The following is a 17,685-nucleotide window of genomic DNA, read 5'->3' on the forward strand; positions in this document are numbered from 1 at the left end:
TGGCGGGGCAGGGGAAGACTAATCGCCACTAGGCGATTCGTGGTTGATTCTCCTCAAGCGAGTATGTGATTTCGGCGTCGTCAGACCGCCGGCAGGCGTGTCGGTCGCTCGTTCGGGTGAGGTGCTCGTGTTCTGGTGAATGGGGCGCGCTGCGGTTCTACGTTGGCGTGGTGACACCATCAGGGGCAGCGACAGCGGAGGGGGCCGGGGTCACCCGGTTCACCTACCGCCTTCGTGTGTCGTCGACCGCGCTCGCTCTGCTCGGGGCGGAGTGGGACAGGTGTCGGTGGGTCTGGAACGAGTGCGTGGCCAAGTCGAAGCAGGTCCATGCCGTAAACGAGGCCCGTTTGGAGGGCGCAGAGAAGCGGACGTGCGGTCCGGCGCAGCTCGACCGGATGCTGACCGAGGCGCGAGCCAACACTCTGTGGCTGCGGGCGGGTGCGAGCGTTCCGCAGCAGCAGTTGGTGCGGGATTTCGGCAAGTCTAGGGCGAAGGCGCAGAAGGACATCAAGGACCGGCTACCGATGCGACAGCGGGCCGGGATGCCCCGGTGGAAGAAGAAACACCGCGCTGATCCGAGCCTCAACTACACGAAGCGCGGCTTCCGGCTCAAGGACGGACGCCTCCACCTGGCGGGCGGGATCGTCCTGACGGTGGTGTGGTCACGCGACCTTCCAGGCGATCCATCGTCGGTGCGGGTCTACCGGGACAGTGTCGGCCACTGGTACGGCTCGTTCGTCGTCCCCGCACAAACTGAACCCATACCTGCCACCGGCGCGGTCATCGGCATCGACTGGGGTGTGACGGAGACCGCGACCACCACCAGCGACACCCATGACCTTCCGCACCTGGAACACGGCCAAAAGCTTGCGTTCAAGCTGGCCCGGTATCAGCGGAGGATGGCCCGCCGCCGCGCCCCGAAGGGAAAGAAGCGATCCAAGGGCTACCGGGAGGCCCGGCGGCAGGCGGCGAAGCTGTACAAGAAGGTGGCCCGGCAGCGGCAGGACACCGCCCGGAAGTGGGCGAAGCGTGTCGTCCGCGACCACGACGCCCTCGCCGTCGAGGACTTCAAGCCCAGGTTTCTCGCCAAGTCCAGCATGGCGAGGAAGGCCGCTGACGCCGCCATTGGTGCCACCAAAGCGGCTCTGGTCGAGATGGGGCGTAAGCACGGTCGTGCCGTGCATCTGGTACATCCGGCGTACTCCACGATGGACTGCGCGCGGTGCGGAGCGAGAGCCAAGCACGCACTGCCGCTGGGAGTACGCACCTACACGTGCACCGCGTGCGGAGCCGTGTCCCCACGGGACAAGAACTCCGCACGCGTGATGCTCGTCCGGGCAGGTCTGAACCCGGTCGGCGCTGATCGTGGAAGACCCGACGAACCGCCGGTTCGTAAGGCAGCGTGAGCCACGAATCCCCACGCAACCTTGAAAGGGAGAGAATCCTCTCCCCTTCAAGGAGGGGAGCATTCAAGTCAACGACGTTGTTCAGGGCATTGTGCCCTGCGAAGTGAACAGCTGGGGGCGGCTATTGATCCGAACGCCGCCGGATCTTGCTCCCCAGCCACACCAGCGGGTCGTACTTGCGGTCCACGGCCCGCTCCTTCAGCGGGATCAGGGCGTTGTCGGTGATCTTGATCCCCTCGGGGCAGACCTCCGTGCAGCACTTGGTGATGTTGCAGTAGCCGAGCCCGTGCTCCTCCTGCGCCGTGCGCTTGCGGTCCAGGCCCGCCTCGGCGGCCGCGTCCAGCGGGTGCATGTCCAGCTCCGCCACCCGCATCAGGAAGCGCGGACCGGCGAAGGCGCCCTTGTTCTCCTCGTGGTCGCGCACCACGTGACAGGTGTCCTGGCACAGGAAGCACTCGATGCACTTGCGGAACTCCTGCGAGCGCTCCACGTCGATCTGCTGCATCCGGTACTCGCCCGGAGCCACCCCGGCGGGCGGCACGAAGGCGGGCACCTCGCGCGCCTTCTGATAGTTGAAGGACACGTCCGTCACCAGGTCGCGGACGATCGGGAAGGCCCGCAACGGGGTCACGGTGATCGTCTCCTCGCGGGAAAAGGTCGACATCCGCGTCATGCACATCAGCCGCGGCCGCCCGTTGACCTCCGCGCTGCACGAACCGCACTTGCCCGCCTTGCAGTTCCACCGCACGGCGAGGTCGGAGGCCTGGGTGGCCTGGAGCCGGTGGACGATGTCCAGCACCACCTCCCCGTCGTGCACCTCCACGGTGAAGTCGCGCAGCTCACCGCCCTCCGCGTCGCCCCGCCAGATCCGGAACGCGGCATCGTAGGTACTCACTCGTACAGCTCCTCTTCGGCGAGGTACTTGACCAGCTCTTCCTTCTCGAAGAGCGCGAGCAGGTCGGATCGGATGGGATCGGTGCGCACCCGGGTCAGCTCGATCCGGTCCGCCGCGGGATCCTCGGGAGCCGGGGCGACGGGCCGGCACAGCAGGTTCACCGGCCGCCAGGCGCGCTCCATCGCCGGGCAGTCCTCGCGGGTGTGCCCGCCCCGGCTCTCGGTGCGCTCCAGGGCCGCGCGGGCCACGCATTCACTGACCAGCAGCATGTTGCGCAGGTCCAGGGCCAGGTGCCAGCCCGGGTTGAACTGCCGGTGCCCCTCGACCCCGGCCCGGGAGGCCCGTACGCGCAGGGCCGCGAGCTTCTCCAGCGCCTGGGCCATCTCGCCCTCGCGGCGGATGATCCCGACGAGGTCGTTCATGGCCGTCTGGAGCTCCTGGTGGAGGGTGTACGGGTTCTCCGCGCCCTCGGCGGCGTGGAACGGGGCCAGCGCCTCCGCGGCCGCCGCGTCGATCTGCGCCTGGGACACCTCGGGCCGCCCGCCGACGGCCGGGGCGTCCCGCGCGGCGTACTGCGCCGCGTGCAGCCCGGCCCGGCGGCCGAAGACCAGCAGGTCGGAGAGGGAGTTCCCGCCGAGCCGGTTCGAGCCGTGCATCCCGCCCGCGACCTCACCGGCGGCGAACAGGCCCGGCACCCCGAGGGTGGCGGCAGTATCGGACTCGACCGCGATGCCGCCCATCACGTAGTGGCAGGTCGGGCCGACCTCCATCGGCTCGGCGGTGATGTCCACGTCCGCCAGCTCCTTGAACTGGTGGTACATCGACGGGAGCCGCCGCTTGATCTTCTCGGCCGGCATCCGGGTGGACACGTCGAGGAACACCCCGCCGTGCGGGGAGCCGCGCCCGGCCTTGACCTCGGAGTTGATGGCGCGGGCCACCTCGTCGCGGGGGAGCAGCTCGGGCGGGCGCCGGTTGTGGTCCGGGTCCTCGTACCAGCGGTCGCCCTCCTCCTCGGACTGCGCGTACTTCTCCTTGAACACGTCCGGGATGTAATCGAACATGAACCGCTTGCCCTCGCTGTTGCGCAGCACCCCGCCGTCGCCGCGCACCGATTCGGTGACGAGGATCCCCTTCACCGAGGGCGGCCAGACCATGCCGGTCGGGTGGAACTGCACGAACTCCATGTTCAGCAGCGGCGCCCCGGCGAGCAGTGCCAGCGCGTGGCCGTCGCCGGTGTACTCCCACGAGTTGGACGTGGTCTTGAAGGACTTGCCGATCCCGCCCGTGGCGAGCACCACCGCCGGCGCCTCCAGGGCGAAGAACCGCCCGGTCTCGCGCTCGTAGCAGAAGGTCCCGGAGACCCTCTCGCCGTCTTTCAGGATCCTCGTGACCGTGCACTCCTGGAAGACCTTGAGCCGGGCCTCGTAGTCCCCGTACTCCTTGAAGTCCTCCTGCTGGAGCTGCACGATCTTCTGCTGGAGGGTGCGGATCAGCTCCAGCCCGGTCCGGTCGCCGACGTGGGCGAGCCGCGGGTACTCGTGCCCGCCGAAGTTGCGCTGCGAGATCTTCCCGTCGGGCGTGCGGTCGAAGAGCGCGCCCCAGGTCTCCAGCTCCCAGACCCGGTCCGGGGCCTCCTTGGCGTGCAGCTCCGCCATCCGCCACTGGTTCAGGAACTTGCCGCCGCGCATGGTGTCGCGGAAGTGGACCTGCCAGTTGTCGCCCTCGTTGACGTTGCCCATGGAGGCGGCGATCCCGCCCTCCGCCATCACGGTGTGGGCCTTGCCGAAGAGGGATTTGCAGATCACGGCCGTACGGGCGCCCCGCTCGCGCGCCTCGATCGCGGCCCGCAGCCCGGCGCCGCCCGCGCCGACCACGACGACGTCCCACTGCTGTCGTTCCACTTGAGCCATCTCAGAAAATCCTCGGGTCGGAGAAGGCGCCGCTGGCCACCAGGTAGACGTAGAAGTCGCACGCGGCGACGCTGATCAGGGAGGCCCACGCCAGCTGCATGTGGCGGTTGTTGAGCCTGCTGATCCAGCCCCACAGGCGGTAGCGCACCGGGTGCTTGGAGAAGTGCTTGAGGCGGCCGCCCATGATGTGCCGGCAGGAGTGGCAGGACAGCGTGTAGGCCCAGATCAGCGCGATGTTGACGACGAAGAGCAGCGTTCCGAGGCCCATGTGGCCCCACGCGTACTGCTCGTCGCGGAAGGTCAGCACGGTGTCGTAGGTGAGGATGCCCGCGACCGGCACCGCCGCGTAGAAGAAGTAGCGGTGCATGTTCTGGAAGATCAGCGGGAAGCGGGTCTCGCCGCTGTACGAGGCGTGCGGCTCGGCGACGGCGCAGGCGGGCGGCGAGGCCCAGAAGCCCCGGTAGTAGGCCTTGCGGTAGTAGTAGCAGGTCAGCCGGAAGCCGAGCGGGAACACCAGGATCAGCAGCGCGGGGGACAGGCCCCACCAACTGCCGAAGAGGTCGAGGTTCGGGCCGCCGCGCATGTCCTGGCAGTTCTCCGCGAGGCACGGGGAGTAGAACGGGGAGACGTACGGCGCCGCGTAGTAGTCGGCGTTGGCGAAGGCCCGCCAGGTCGAGTAGACGATGAAGGCGAGCAGCCCGGCCGCGGTGCCGGCGGGGGAGAGCCACCACCGGTCCGTCCGCAGGTGCCGGGTCTCGATCGCGGCCCGCGAGGCGTCGTGGACGCCGCCGGGCCGCTGGGGGGATGGTTGGGTGCCTGTGGCCAAGAGGGACTCCGGGTGGAGTGATGAGGGGTGCCCCGGGGGCCCGGCCGCCGTCGCTGCGGGTGACCGGGCCCGGTGGGGCGTGCGGAAGGGGTGGGTCAGGGGGCGCGGCGGTCGCGGGCGCCGAGACCCTCGTCGTCGGCGTCCGTCCACAGCGAGCTGTCGTACGGGGTGTCCGGGACGCTGACCATTCCGCCCTCGCCGGGGGGCCGGGGGGCGGAGGGTGCCTGCCGGGCCGTGTTCTTGACGTCCCTCTCCAGCTGCTCCACAGAGCGGACCAGCTCGTTCAGGTTGCGCCGTACGGCGGTCAAATCGTCTTGCAGGGACATGATTTGCCCTCACTTCCGCTTGGGTGCGGTGGCAGCGCTCATGTGCGCCTGCGAGTGTCGCGCCTCCCGTCCCCGGTTGTGAAGGGACGTGCAGCGATTGCGGGCGCGCAGGCGCGAACTGTGCGCCCCTCCCTGCCCCCATTTTCATCCCTCTTACGGGGGAACGCCCGCCCGGAACGCAAGCCGGATTGGTCCGCACGGGTGGGGTTCGCGGCGTGGCGAGGGTCGGCTGCGGTGGGTGCGGCGGGGTGTCGATTTCAGTGGGTTTCGGCACCCAGTGTGATCAGCTCCATATACCGCCGAACGTGATCAAAACATCCCCTTTCACGGCTCCCCCCACGCCCCGTCCCGGAGGTACCACCCATGTCCCAGAGAAGGCGCAGGTCCTTGGCGCTCCTGACCTCGGGAGTTCTTGCACTGCCGCTGCTCGCGGGCTGCGGCGCGGGTGAAGACGAGGGCGGTCCGGCCGCCGCGGGGCAGGACATCGCGACGGCCGCGCGCGACAAGGTCGCCGACGGCGGGGTGCTGCGGTGGGCCGTGGACTCGATGCCGGGCACGCTCAACGCCTTCCAGGCCGATGCGGACGCCACCACCAACCGGATCGCCGGGGCGGTCCTGCCCCACCTGTTCGTGCTGGACGGCAAGGGGCGGCCGGTGGCCAACCCCGACTACCTGGAGAAGGCCGAAGTCGTAGAGCGGGAGCCCAAGCAGGTCGTCCTGTACAAGCTCAACCAGCAGGCGGTCTGGAGCGACGGCCGGGAGATCGGAGCCGCCGACTTCGTCGCCCAGTGGCGGGCCCTGAACGGCAAGGACTCCGCGTACTGGACGGCGCGCAACGCCGGCTACGACCGGATCGAGAAGATCGAGCGCGGCAAGACGGACCTGGAGGTCAAGGTCACCTTCGTCAGGCCGTACGCCGACTGGCGCTCCCTCTTCAGCCCCCTTTACCCCAAGCAGGTCACCGGCACCCCGGAGAGCTTCAACGAGGGAGCCCGGGGCACCCTGAAGGTCACCGCGGGCCCCTTCGGGCTGGGAGCCGTCGACAAGAAGACCGGTACGGCCTCACTGACCCGCAACCCCCGCTGGTGGGGCAGCCCCGCCAAGCTCGACACCCTGGTCCTCACCGCCGTGCCCCGCTCCGAGCGCCCGGCCGCGCTGGCCGCCGGCAAGCTCGACCTGGCCGAGATCGACCGCACCGGCGCCGACCGGATCGCCCTGGCCCGCCGGGCGGCCGCCAAGGGCGCCGGGGGTGCGGGGGCCCACGGCCCGGCCGCCTCGGTGACCCCCGCCCAGGCCACCCTGTCGTGGGCGCTCGCCTTCGGGGCGGACGAGGACAAGGCCCAGGAGGCGCAGGCCACCCGCCAGAAGCAGGCGGAGGCGGTGAAGCGGTACGCCGAGGAGCAGACCGCCCTGCGCGGCTTCACCGTCCGCAAGTCCCTGGAGCCGGCCTACACCCAGCTCGCCATGAACGGCGCGAGCGGCCCGCTCGCCGACGAGCGGGTACGCCGCGCCGTGGCCCGCGCCCTGGACCGCCAGGCGCTCGCCGACATCGTCCTGAAGCCGCTGGGCCTGCCCGCGAAGCCGGTGGGCAGCCACCTCGCGCTGGCCGGGCAGCAGGCGTACGCCGACAACAGCGGCGCCCTCGGCGGCCAGGACACCCAGGCCTCGCAGGCCCTGCTCGCGGACGCCGGCTGGCGCCGCGGCGGCAAGCTCACCGAGCCGGCGGGCGCGAAGGCGGGCCCGGAGGCCGAGAAGGAGACGGACGACTCGAAGACCCCGGCAGGGCCGGGCACCGGGAACGACGGCCTGTACATCGTCGGCCAGGACGACGAGCGCAACGGCGACGGCCGGTCCGGGGCCCCGGCCGGCCTGGACCTGCCCGAAGGCCGGTACGAGCGCTCCGCCCCGGACGGGGAGATCGTCGACGCCGACGCCTTCTCCGCGAGCGGGCTGAGCCGCCCCTCCCCGGTGCTCGCCCCGGCCCCCTTCGCGGCCCTCCAGGAGCAGCACCTGCGCGCCCAGGCCGAAGCCCAGGCCGACGCGGTGGACGACGCCGTGGACGAGTCCGTGGTCGACGGCAAGCGCAGCCCGGCCCTGGACGCCGAGGCCGCCGCCGAACCGGCGGACCAGGCGAGCACCGCCCCCGCCCCCGCCAAGCAGGCCGTACGCACCTCCGGCAACATGCTCGCCAAGGACGGCAAGCCGCTCACCCTGCGCTTCGTCCTGCCGGCCGGTCCCGGCTCGGAAGCGCTGCGCACGGTCGGTGAGCGGATCTCCCAGATGCTCCAGAAGGTCGGCGTGCAGACCGAGCTGAGCAAGGTGGCCGACGAGAGCTTCTTCAAGGACCACATCGCCTCGGGCCAGTACGACCTGGCGCTCTACTCGTGGCCCGCGACCGCCTACCCGGCCACCGACGCCCGGCCCATCTTCGCCAAGCCGGAGCCGGCCGCCGACGGCTCGCTGCTGGTCGAACAGAACTACACCCGGGTCGGCACCGACCACATCGACCAGCTCTTCGACCAGGCGCTGGGCGAGCTGGACGAGGCGGCCTCCCGCGAGCTGATGCGCAAGGCGGACGCCCGGATCTGGGCGACGGCCGGGTCCATCCCGCTCTACCAGCGCCCCGAGCTGGTGGCGGTGAAGCCGGGCCTCGCCAACGCGGGCGCCTTCGGCCTGGGGGCCCCGCGCTACCAGGACATCGGCTGGAAGAAGCCGGCGAAGGACAAGAAGGCGAAGAAGTGATGACGAACGGGTGCATCCCGGGTTGAGCGGGGCGCCGCAAGCTCAGATGTGACTCAAGTCCCTTGCCCGTCGGAGCACCGGCGGGCAAGGTCGTACGTACCCGTTGACCCGCGTGTTTCCGCAGGCATTACCCCATCGAGTCCCGCCGAGTTCCCCCACCCAAGACTCGGTCGCGCTCAGTCGTCCGGCCTCTTGACAGACCCCCCGGCAGGCGGTTCCCTCCATCCGACGTACGATGGGGTAAGGCCGTGGCAGGTTTTCCGCCCGGTCGAGGCGCGCGTGCCGGACCGTACGCGTCGCCATCCACGATCCCGGGAGAAGCGCCGAAGTGCCCACGCGCCACGACATCCGTAACGTCGCCATCGTCGCCCACGTCGACCATGGCAAGACGACCATCGTCGATGCCATGCTCAAGCAGGCCGGTGCCTTCGCCGCCCACCAGCACCTCGACGACCGCATGATGGACTCGAACGACCTGGAGCGTGAGAAGGGCATCACGATCCTCGCCAAGAACACGGCGGTGAAGTACCACCCCAAGGACGGCGGGGCGCCCATCACGATCAACATCATCGACACCCCCGGCCACGCCGACTTCGGTGGTGAGGTCGAGCGCGGTCTGTCGATGGTGGACGCGGTCGTCCTGCTGGTGGACGCCTCCGAGGGTCCCCTGCCCCAGACCCGCTTCGTCCTGCGCAAGGCCCTGCAGGCGAAGATGCCGGTCATCCTCTGCATCAACAAGACGGACCGTCCGGACTCCCGGATCGACGAGGTCGTCAACGAGACGTACGACCTCTTCCTCGACCTGGACGCCGACGAGGAGCAGATCGAGTTCCCGATCGTCTACGCCTGTGGCCGTGACGGCGTGGCCTCGCTGACCAAGCCCGAGGACGGCACCGTCCCCGCGGACAGCGACAGCCTGGAGCCCTTCTTCTCCACGATCCTGGAGCACGTCCCGGCCCCGGTGTACGACGAGGAGGCCCCCCTCCAGGCCCACGTCACCAACCTGGACGCGGACAACTTCCTCGGCCGCATCGCGCTGGTGCGCGTCGAGCAGGGCGAGCTCCGCAAGGGCCAGACCGTCGCGTGGATCAAGCGTGACGGCACCATCTCCAACGTCCGCATCACCGAGCTGATGATGACCGAGGCGCTCACCCGCAAGCCGGCCGAGGTGGCGGGCCCGGGTGACATCTGCGCGGTCGCCGGATTCCCCGACATCATGATCGGCGAGACCCTGGCCGACCCGGAGAACCCGATCGCGCTCCCGCTGATCTCGGTCGACGAGCCGGCGATCTCGATGACCATCGGTACGAACACCTCCCCGATGGTCGGCCGCGGCGGCAGCGGCAAGGGCGCGGACGCCAAGTCCGCGGTCAAGGACCGCAAGGTCACCGCCCGCCAGGTCAAGGACCGTCTGGACCGCGAGCTGGTCGGTAACGTCTCGCTCCGCGTCCTCGAGACCGAGCGTCCCGACGCCTGGGAGGTCCAGGGCCGTGGTGAGCTCGCGCTCGCCATCCTGGTCGAGCAGATGCGCCGCGAGGGCTTCGAGCTGACCATCGGCAAGCCGCAGGTCGTCACGCAGGTGATCGACGGCAAGGTGCACGAGCCGGTCGAGCGCATGACGGTCGACGTCCCCGAGGAGCACATGGGCGCGGTCACGCAGCTCATGGGCGTCCGCAAGGGCCGCATGGACAACATGTCGAACCACGGCTCCGGCTGGGTCCGCATGGAGTTCGTCGTCCCGTCCCGCGGCCTCATCGGCTTCCGTACCGAGTTCCTGACCGGTACGCGCGGCACGGGCATCGCCCACTCGATCCACGAGGGCCTGGAGCCGTGGTTCGGCCCGCTGGTGACCCGTAACAACGGTTCGCTGGTCGCCGACCGCTCCGGGTCGGTCACGCCGTTCGCGATGATCAACCTGCAGGAGCGCGGCGTCCTGTTCACCGAGCCCGGCACCGAGGTGTACGAGGGCATGATCGTCGGCGAGAACTCGCGCGCCGACGACATGGACGTGAACATCACCAAGGAGAAGAAGCTCACCAACATGCGTGCGGCTTCCGCGGACAACACCGAGAACGTGGTGCCCCCGCGCAGGCTCTCCCTGGAGCAGTCCCTGGAGTTCTGCCGCGACGACGAATGCGTCGAGGTGACCCCGGAGGCCGTCCGCATCCGCAAGGTCGTCCTGGACCAGAAGGACCGCTCGCGCACCGCGTCGCGCGCCAAGTCCGGCAAGTAGTCGCGTAGGACCTAGGTCACACCTGGGTCCGCCCGGTACGCGCTTTTGTGAACAGCCCCCTTCGTCACGCACACCGTGACGAAGGGGGCTGTTCGCTTTTGTCAAGCGGATTGTTTCGGTCCGATGTCCGCATACCGACCGTGACACTCCGGAAGAAGAGCTAACAGTCCGTTTCGTTCATGTCTGTCTCCTATCCGTTTGTCCGGATTTCGGGTTTTAGCCGTAGTGCGATGTTGTGAAAACGAGACCACTTAAGTGTGGTTTACGGTCAGGACGTCCCCGAGGATGGCTCCATTGAGCTCGGGTCAATGGGTCACACGCTGTGGGGAGCGTCGACTCACGAGCACACTCGGGACACCGGTCCTATCGCCGTCAGGGGTGTCGGCGAAGCGAACCTGTGTCCTTCACATCAGACAGTGGACTCATGAGGAGGAAACCCATGCGCGGTGCCAAGAGCGCCAAGTGGGTAGCGGGCGCGATTGTCGTCGCCCTGGCAGCGACTGCCTGTGGCGGAGGTGGCGAGAAGGCCGGCGCCACGGGTGAAGTTGACCCGAACGGCATCTTCTCGATCGAGGTGGGCGAGCCGGAGAAGCTCCTGCACCCGGCCGACACGATGGAGTCCAACGGCTCGATCGCCATGTCGGGTCTGTTCTCCCAGCTCGTCGACTACGACGCCGACGGCAAGCTCGTCATGGTGAACGCCGAGTCGGTCAAGACGGACGACAGCAAGCTGTGGACCGTCAAGCTGAAGCCCGGCTGGACCTTCCACGACGGCACCAAGGTGACCGCCGAGTCCTACGTCAAGGCGTGGAACTGGGCCGCGAACATCAACAACAAGCAGGGCAACGCGTCCTGGTTCGCCGACATCAAGGGCTTCGAGGCTCTTCACCCCGAGGCCGAGGGCGCCAAGCCCACCGCCGAGGCGCTCGAAGGCCTGAAGATCGTCGACGAGAACACCTTCACGATCGAGCTCGCCAACGCGGTGCCCTACTTCGGGTACAAGCTCGGCTACGAGGTCTTCTCCCCGCTCGCCGCCTCGTTCTACGCGGACCCCGCGGCCGCCGGTGAGAAGCCGGTCGGCAACGGCCCGTACAAGTTCAAGTCGTGGGAGCACAAGAAGCAGATCGAGCTCACGCGCTTCGACGACTACAAGGGCGAAGACAAGGCCAAGAACGGCGGTGTGATTCTCAAGAACTACACCGGCGTCGAGGCCGCGTACGAGGACCTGAAGGCGGGCAACCTCGACGTCCTGCGCCAGATCGGCCCGAAGGACCTCCCGGTCTACCGTGCCGACCTCGGTGACCGCGCCGTGGACCAGGCGTACTCCGCCGTCCAGACGCTGGCCATCGCGTACTACGCCGACCAGTGGAAGACCCCGAAGCAGGTCTCCCCGAAGGTCATCCAGGGCCTGTCGATGGCGATCGACCGCGACACCATCACCAAGACCGTGCTCCAGGGCACCCGTGAGCCGGCGACCGGCTGGGTCGCCAAGGGCGTCCTCGGCTACACGCCGACCGGCTCCGGTGACGTCACCAAGTTCGACCCGGCGAAGGCCAAGGCCCTCATCGCCGAGGGCGGCGGCGTCCCGAACAACGAGATCTTCATCCAGTTCAACTCGGATGGCGGTCACAAGGAATGGGTCGAGGCCGTCTGCGGCAGCATCACCCAGGCCACGGGCGTCAAGTGCACCGGTGACGCCAAGCCGGACTTCCAGGCCGACCTCCAGGCCCGCAAGTCCAAGCAGGTCAAGTCGATCTACCGCTCCGGCTGGGTCCTCGACTACCCGGTGAACGCCAACTTCATCAGCGACCTGTTCCGTACGGGCGCCGGCGGCAACCAGGGTGGCTTCACCAACCCCGAGCTCGACGCCAAGATCGCCGCGGCCGACAGCGCCGCGACGCTCGACGAGTCCGTGAAGGCCTACCAGGCCATCGAGAAGGAACTCGTCAACTACATGCCGTCGATCCCGCTCTGGTACTACAAGGTCAACGCGGGCTTCTCCGAGAAGGTCCAGAACGTGAAGTACGCCCAGGACGGCGACCCGATCCTCGACCTGGTCGAGGTCAAGAAGTAAGTCCTACCGCGTAATTCCTTTCGACGGATGTGGGCCGGCGGGGAGCCGGCCCACATCCGGGCCTACATGCAGCGCCCGGGGGGCCCTTTCGCGACGCAGTGACGATCCGTCACGCGCGTGCGTGGCGAAAGGGCCCGTCCGGCTGCGCCTGCCGCATCTTCTACGGAGGCATGATGGGGCGCTATGTCGCACGACGACTGCTCCAGATGATCCCGGTCTTCTTCGGGACGACCCTGCTCATCTTCTTTATGGTCTACAGCCTGCCCGGCGATCCCGTGGCCGGGCTCTTCGGGGACAAGGGCACAGACCCCGCCACGCTCGCCGCACTGCGGCACGAGCACGGCCTCGACAAGCACATCCTCGTGCAGTACTGGGACTACATCTCCGGGATCCTGTTCCACTTCGACTTCGGAACCCAGATCCGCAGTGGCCGTGAGGTCACCGACGTCATCGGTGCCGCCTTCCCGGTGACGCTCCGGCTGGCCTTCCTGGCGTTCGCCATCGAGATCGTTCTCGGCCTGACCCTCGGGATCGTCGCCGGCCTCAAGGCCGGCAAGCTCGTGGACAACCTGGTCCTGATCCTCACCCTGCTGATCATCTCGATGCCGGTCTTCGTGCTCGGCTTCATCGTCAAGGCGGTGTTCGCCTTCCAGCTCGGCTGGATCCAGCCCACCGTCAGCAACGACGAGACCTGGGGCGAGCTGCTCGCGCCGGCCATCGTGCTGGGATCGCTCTCGCTCGCCTACGTGGCCCGCCTGACCCGCACCTCGATGGCCGAGAACCTGCGCGCCGACTACGTGCGCACCGCCGTGGCCAAGGGTCTTCCCAAGCGCCGCGTCATCGGTGTGCACCTGATGCGCAACTCGATGATCCCCGTGGTGACCTTCCTGGGCACCGACATCGGCGCCCTCATGGGCGGAGCGGTCGTCACCGAGGGCCTGTTCAACGTCAAGGGCGTCGGTGGTCTGATCTACGACTCGGTCCTCCGCCGTGAAGGACTGACCGTGGTCGGTGTCGTCACCGTCCTCGTCGTCGTCTACCTCATAGCCAGCCTGCTCGTCGACCTCCTCTACGCGGTCATGGACCCGAGGATCCGGTATGCCTGACATGACCAAGACCGAAGCCGCGACGCCCGAGGACACCTCGGCAGCCGTCGCCCCGGTGGACCCGGTGAAGGCCGAGAAGGCGCGCAGCCTCTGGGGCGACGCCTGGGCCGATCTGCGGCGCAACCCGTACTTCCTCGTCTCCTCGGTGCTGATCCTCATCCTGCTGGTGATCTCCGCCTTCCCGAGCTGGTTCACCAGTGCCGACCCCACCAAGGGCGACCTGGTCAACCACTTCCTCCAGCACCCCGAGCTGTCCAAGGTCGGTTCGCCGGAGTGGCTCGGTTACGACGGTCAGGGCCGCAGCGTCTACGCGCGCCTCATCTACGGCACCCGGGCCTCGATCATCGTGGCCGTCGCGGTCACCGCGATCGTCACCATCGTCGGTGGCATCACGGGCATGCTCTCCGGCTACTTCGGCGGTATGACGGACGCGATCATGTCGCGCGTCACCGACGTCTTCTTCGGCATCCCGTTCCTGCTCGGCGCGATGGTCGTCCTCCAGGCCTTCACCGAGCGCACGGTCTGGACGGTCGTCTTCGCCCTGGCCTTCCTCGGCTGGACGCAGATCAACCGCGTCATGCGCGGCGCGGTGATCACCGTGAAGCAGGCGGACTACGTGCACGCCGCCAAGGCCCTCGGCGCCGGCACCTCGCGGATCCTGTTCCGGCACATCCTGCCGAACGCCATGGCACCGGTGATCGTGGTCGCCACGATCGCGCTCGGCGGCTACATCGCGGCCGAGGCGACCCTGTCCTACCTGGGTCTGGGCCTCGCGGCGCCGAACATCTCGTGGGGCGTGGACATCTCCACCGGTTCCGCACAGATCCGAGTGGCGCAGTACATCCTGCTGTACCCCTCGATCATCCTCAGCATCACCGTCCTCGCCTTCATCATGCTCGGCGAAGCGGTCCGCAACGCCCTCGACCCCAAGCTGCGCTGAGGAGGGCGTAAGTGATCACCATGGACAACACCTCCAGCCTTCCCTCCCCGCGTGACGGGGACCCGCAGACGCCGCTCCTCGAAGTGCGCGACCTGCACGTCGAGTTCCACACCCGCGACGGTGTCGCCAAGGCAGTCAACGGCGTCAACTACAGCGTGAGCGCCGGCGAGACCCTCGCCGTGCTCGGCGAGTCCGGCTCCGGAAAGTCCGTGACGGCGCAGGCCATCATGGGCATCCTCGACATGCCCCCCGGCAAGATCCCGCAGGGCGAGATCCTCTTCCGCGGCCAGGACATGCTCAAGATGGGCTTCGAGGAGCGGCGCAAGCTGCGCGGCCGGAAGATCGCCATGATCTTCCAGGACGCCCTGTCCTCCCTGAACCCGGTGCTCACCGTCGGCTACCAGCTGGGCGAGATGTTCCGCGTCCACGAGGGCATGTCGAAGAAGGACGCCCGGCTCAAGGCCATCGAGCTGATGGACAAGGTCAAGATCCCGGCGGCGAAGGAGCGGGTCGACGACTACCCGCACCACTTCTCCGGCGGTATGCGCCAGCGCATCATGATCGCCATGGCGATCGCGCTGGAGCCCGACCTGATCATCGCGGACGAGCCGACCACGGCCCTGGACGTCACCGTCCAGGCACAGGTGATGGACCTGCTCGCGGAGCTCCAGCGCGAGCTCAACATGGGCCTGATCCTGATCACCCACGACCTCGGCGTGGTCGCCGACGTCGCGGACAAGATCGCCGTCATGTACGCCGGCCGGATCGTCGAGACCGCTCCGGTCCACGAGATCTACAAGCGCCCGGCGCATCCGTACACCCGCGGCCTGCTGGACTCGATCCCGCGCCTGGACCAGAAGGGCCAGGAGCTCTTCGCGATCAAGGGCCTGCCGCCGAACCTGCTGCGCCTGCCCTCCGGCTGCTCGTTCAGCCCGCGCTGCGTCGCCGCGCAGGACGTCTGCCGGTCGGAGATCCCCGTCCTGACGGCCGTCAGCGAGCAGGACGGCACCGAACTGGCCGGCCGTCACAGCGCGTGCCACTTCTGGAAGGAGCAGCTCCATGGCTGAGCTCACCAACGCCCCCGTGCGCGAGCCGATCCTCCAGGTCCGCAACCTGGTCAAGCACTTCCCGCTGACCCAGGGAATCCTGTTCAAGAAGCAGGTCGGCGCCGTCAAGGCGGTCGACGGGATCTCCTTCGACCTGTACCAGGGCGAGACCCTCGGCATCGTCGGCGAGTCCGGCTGTGGCAAGTCCACCGTCGCCAAGCTGCTGATGAACCTGGAACGCGCCACCGCCGGCGAGGTCTTCTACAAGGGCCAGGACATCACCAAGCTGTCCGGCCGCGCCCTGAAGGCCGTCCGCCGCAACATCCAGATGGTGTTCCAGGACCCGTACACCTCGCTGAACCCGCGCATGACGGTGGGCGACATCATCGGCGAGACCTACGACATCCACCCCGAGGTGGCCCCCAAGGGCGACCGGCGCCGCAAGGTGCAGGAGCTCCTGGACGTCGTCGGCCTGAACCCGGAGTACATCAACCGGTACCCGCACCAGTTCTCCGGCGGCCAGCGCCAGCGCATCGGCATCGCCCGCGGCCTCGCGCTCAACCCGGAGATCATCATCTGCGACGAGCCGGTCTCCGCGCTCGACGTATCGGTGCAGGCCCAGGTCATCAACCTGATGGAGAAGCTGCAGGAGGAGTTCAACCTCTCCTACATCTTCATCGCGCACGACCTGTCGATCGTCCGGCACATCTCGGACCGCGTCGGCGTCATGTACCTCGGCAAGATGGCCGAGATCGGCACCGACGAGCAGATCTACGAGCACCCGACCCACCCGTACACCCAGGCGCTGCTCTCCGCGGTGCCGGTGCCGGACCCGGCCGCCCGCGAGGGCCGCGAGCGGATCATCCTCACCGGTGACGTCCCCTCGCCGGCCAACCCGCCGTCGGGCTGCCGCTTCCGCACCCGCTGCTGGAAGGCCGAGGAGAAGTGCTCCGTGGAGGAGCCGCTGCTCGCCATCCCGGAGCGCTTCCAGGGCGTCAAGTCGCTGGCCGCGCACGAGTCGGCCTGCCACTTCGCGGAGGAGAAGGCCGTTCTGGCCGTCTGACCTCCCGTAGCGACAGCACAGGGCGCCCGTCACCGGACCTCTCCGGCGGCGGGCGCTCCGTCGTGCTGCGGTCCCGGCTGGTCGGCCGCCGGTCCGGCCGTCCGGCGCCGGTCCGGTGCCGTCCGGCCAGCCGGCTGACGCCGCCCCGACCGCCGCCGTGGTCTGATGGCCGCCATGCTCACCGTACGGCCCGCCGGGCCCTCCGACGCCGGGGACATCTGCGGGCTCCTCAACGCCATCGACCGGATCGAGATCGGCCGTCCGGAGACCGACCTCGGCGCCGTCGAGGCCGATCTGCACCACCCCGACGTCGACTTGGTGGCGGACTCCTTCCTCGCCTTCGAGAGCGGCCGGCTCCTCGGCTACGCCCTGGTGTGGGCCGACTCCGGCCCCGGCCGCGTCGACTGCCACTTCCGGGTCCTGCCGGGGCGCCGCACGGCCGCCGCCCGGCTGCTGGACCTGGTGGAGGCCAGGGCCCGCGAGCTGGCCGCCGGAGCCCCGCGCCCCCACCTGTGGCTCGCGCCGAGCGGCGGGCGCACCCTCGACCCAGGCCTGCTGCCCGGCCGCGGCTACCGCACGGTGCGCCGCCACCGCGTGCTGACCCGCGCCCTGAGCCCCGCCGACGTGCCCCCGGCCCCGCCCGCCGGGCTCACCCTGCGCCCCTGCGACGGCGGCGAGCACGAGCGCCGGCGCGCCCACGCCCTGATCGAGGAGACCTTCGCGGACCACTTCGGGCACGTGGAGCGCCCGTACGAGCCCTGGCTCGACCACATCGACGGCCGCGGCCTGGACTGGTCGCTGGTGTGGATCGCGAGCCTGCCCGCGTTCGGCGACGCAGGGGTCCTGCTCACCCGCGACGACCGCACCAGCATGGGCTGGATCGGCCACCTCGGCGTCCGCGCGGAGGCCCGCGGCCGGGGTGTGGGCGGCTTCCTGCTGCGCCACGGCTTCGCCGCCTACGCCGCACGCGGCCGCGCCACCGTCGGCCTCGGCGTGGACGCGGCCAACGCGACGGGCGCGCTCGCGCTGTACGAGGCGCACGGCATGAGGACGCACTACGCGGTGGACACCTGGGAGCGGCCGCTGTGACGGCCCGCCGTGCACTCGCAGGGGTGACA

13 protein-coding genes are annotated in these 17,685 nt (G+C 69.1%); 9 read left to right on the forward strand and 4 right to left on the reverse strand.

Annotated elements, in window-relative coordinates; all coding sequences use genetic code 11:
• Nucleotides 1-170: 170 nt before the first annotated feature.
• On the forward strand, nucleotides 171-1,406 hold the full coding sequence (locus tag AC6CKD_RS02945) for an RNA-guided endonuclease InsQ/TnpB family protein (protein WP_498324912.1): 1,236 nt from the start codon (nucleotides 171-173) through the stop codon (nucleotides 1,404-1,406).
• A gap of 121 nt (nucleotides 1,407-1,527) precedes the next feature.
• On the opposite strand, the gene AC6CKD_RS02950 is transcribed toward AC6CKD_RS02945, so the two are convergent.
• From AC6CKD_RS02950 to AC6CKD_RS02965, 4 genes are all read right to left on the reverse strand, one after another.
• A complete protein-coding gene (locus tag AC6CKD_RS02950; protein ID WP_498324913.1) occupies nucleotides 1,528-2,301 on the reverse strand; it encodes a succinate dehydrogenase/fumarate reductase iron-sulfur subunit in 774 nt (257 codons plus the stop codon).
• A complete protein-coding gene (locus tag AC6CKD_RS02955) occupies nucleotides 2,298-4,211 on the reverse strand; it encodes a fumarate reductase/succinate dehydrogenase flavoprotein subunit (RefSeq protein ID WP_498324914.1) in 1,914 nt (637 codons plus the stop codon). The genes AC6CKD_RS02950 and AC6CKD_RS02955 overlap by 4 nt, the downstream gene beginning before the upstream one ends.
• 1 nt (nucleotide 4,212) lies before the next feature.
• A complete protein-coding gene (gene sdhC, locus AC6CKD_RS02960; RefSeq protein ID WP_498324915.1) occupies nucleotides 4,213-5,037 on the reverse strand; it encodes a succinate dehydrogenase subunit SdhC in 825 nt (274 codons plus the stop codon).
• Between the two features lie 95 nt (nucleotides 5,038-5,132).
• A complete protein-coding gene (locus AC6CKD_RS02965; RefSeq protein WP_498324917.1) occupies nucleotides 5,133-5,363 on the reverse strand; it encodes an Rv0250c family protein in 231 nt (76 codons plus the stop codon).
• Between the two features lie 363 nt (nucleotides 5,364-5,726).
• Here AC6CKD_RS02965 and AC6CKD_RS02970 point away from each other — a divergent pair, with 363 nt between their 5' ends.
• The 8 genes from AC6CKD_RS02970 (at nucleotide 5,727) to AC6CKD_RS03005 (ending at nucleotide 17,656) form a co-directional block, all read left to right on the forward strand.
• The gene (locus tag AC6CKD_RS02970; RefSeq protein WP_498324918.1) at nucleotides 5,727-8,105 is read left to right on the forward strand and encodes an ABC transporter family substrate-binding protein; all 2,379 of its coding nucleotides are present in this window, start codon (nucleotides 5,727-5,729) and stop codon (nucleotides 8,103-8,105) included.
• Nucleotides 8,106-8,433: 328 nt separating this feature from the next.
• A complete protein-coding gene (typA, locus tag AC6CKD_RS02975) occupies nucleotides 8,434-10,338 on the forward strand; it encodes a translational GTPase TypA (RefSeq protein ID WP_498324919.1) in 1,905 nt (634 codons plus the stop codon).
• Between the two features lie 439 nt (nucleotides 10,339-10,777).
• Nucleotides 10,778-12,412, forward strand: coding sequence for a peptide ABC transporter substrate-binding protein (locus AC6CKD_RS02980; RefSeq protein ID WP_498324920.1), 1,635 nt, complete (start codon nucleotides 10,778-10,780; stop codon nucleotides 12,410-12,412).
• Nucleotides 12,413-12,585: 173 nt separating this feature from the next.
• Nucleotides 12,586-13,518 carry an ABC transporter permease gene (locus AC6CKD_RS02985; protein WP_498325421.1) on the forward strand — a complete coding sequence of 311 codons (933 nt, stop codon included), beginning with the start codon at nucleotides 12,586-12,588 and terminating at the stop codon, nucleotides 13,516-13,518.
• Nucleotides 13,511-14,458 carry an ABC transporter permease gene (locus AC6CKD_RS02990; protein ID WP_498324921.1) on the forward strand — a complete coding sequence of 316 codons (948 nt, stop codon included), beginning with the start codon at nucleotides 13,511-13,513 and terminating at the stop codon, nucleotides 14,456-14,458. The genes AC6CKD_RS02985 and AC6CKD_RS02990 overlap by 8 nt, the downstream gene beginning before the upstream one ends.
• Nucleotides 14,459-14,478: 20 nt before the next feature.
• Nucleotides 14,479-15,525, forward strand: a complete 1,047-nt coding sequence (locus AC6CKD_RS02995; RefSeq protein ID WP_498325423.1) for an ABC transporter ATP-binding protein — start codon at nucleotides 14,479-14,481, stop codon at nucleotides 15,523-15,525.
• Nucleotides 15,518-16,567, forward strand: coding sequence for an ABC transporter ATP-binding protein (locus AC6CKD_RS03000; protein WP_498324922.1), 1,050 nt, complete (start codon nucleotides 15,518-15,520; stop codon nucleotides 16,565-16,567). Before AC6CKD_RS02995 ends, AC6CKD_RS03000 begins: the two co-directional genes overlap by 8 nt.
• 165 nt (nucleotides 16,568-16,732) lie before the next feature.
• On the forward strand, nucleotides 16,733-17,656 hold the full coding sequence (locus tag AC6CKD_RS03005) for a GNAT family N-acetyltransferase (RefSeq protein WP_498324924.1): 924 nt from the start codon (nucleotides 16,733-16,735) through the stop codon (nucleotides 17,654-17,656).
• Nucleotides 17,657-17,685: the final 29 nt, after the last annotated feature.

Source organism: Streptomyces sp. GQ60 (assembly GCF_059758875.1).

Coding starts and splice junctions, on each gene's coding strand:
- AC6CKD_RS02970 (WP_498324918.1), top strand. CDS start 5,727: ATGTCCCAGAGAAGGCGCAGGTCCTTGGCGCTCCTGACCTCGGGAGTT.
- AC6CKD_RS03005 (WP_498324924.1), top strand. CDS start 16,733: ATGGCCGCCATGCTCACCGTACGGCCCGCCGGGCCCTCCGACGCCGGG.
- AC6CKD_RS02980 (WP_498324920.1), top strand. CDS start 10,778: ATGCGCGGTGCCAAGAGCGCCAAGTGGGTAGCGGGCGCGATTGTCGTC.
- AC6CKD_RS02985 (WP_498325421.1), top strand. CDS start 12,586: ATGGGGCGCTATGTCGCACGACGACTGCTCCAGATGATCCCGGTCTTC.
- AC6CKD_RS02955 (WP_498324914.1), bottom strand. CDS start 4,211: ATGGCTCAAGTGGAACGACAGCAGTGGGACGTCGTCGTGGTCGGCGCG.
- AC6CKD_RS02965 (WP_498324917.1), bottom strand. CDS start 5,363: ATGTCCCTGCAAGACGATTTGACCGCCGTACGGCGCAACCTGAACGAG.
- AC6CKD_RS02990 (WP_498324921.1), top strand. CDS start 13,511: ATGCCTGACATGACCAAGACCGAAGCCGCGACGCCCGAGGACACCTCG.
- AC6CKD_RS02995 (WP_498325423.1), top strand. CDS start 14,479: ATGGACAACACCTCCAGCCTTCCCTCCCCGCGTGACGGGGACCCGCAG.
- AC6CKD_RS03000 (WP_498324922.1), top strand. CDS start 15,518: ATGGCTGAGCTCACCAACGCCCCCGTGCGCGAGCCGATCCTCCAGGTC.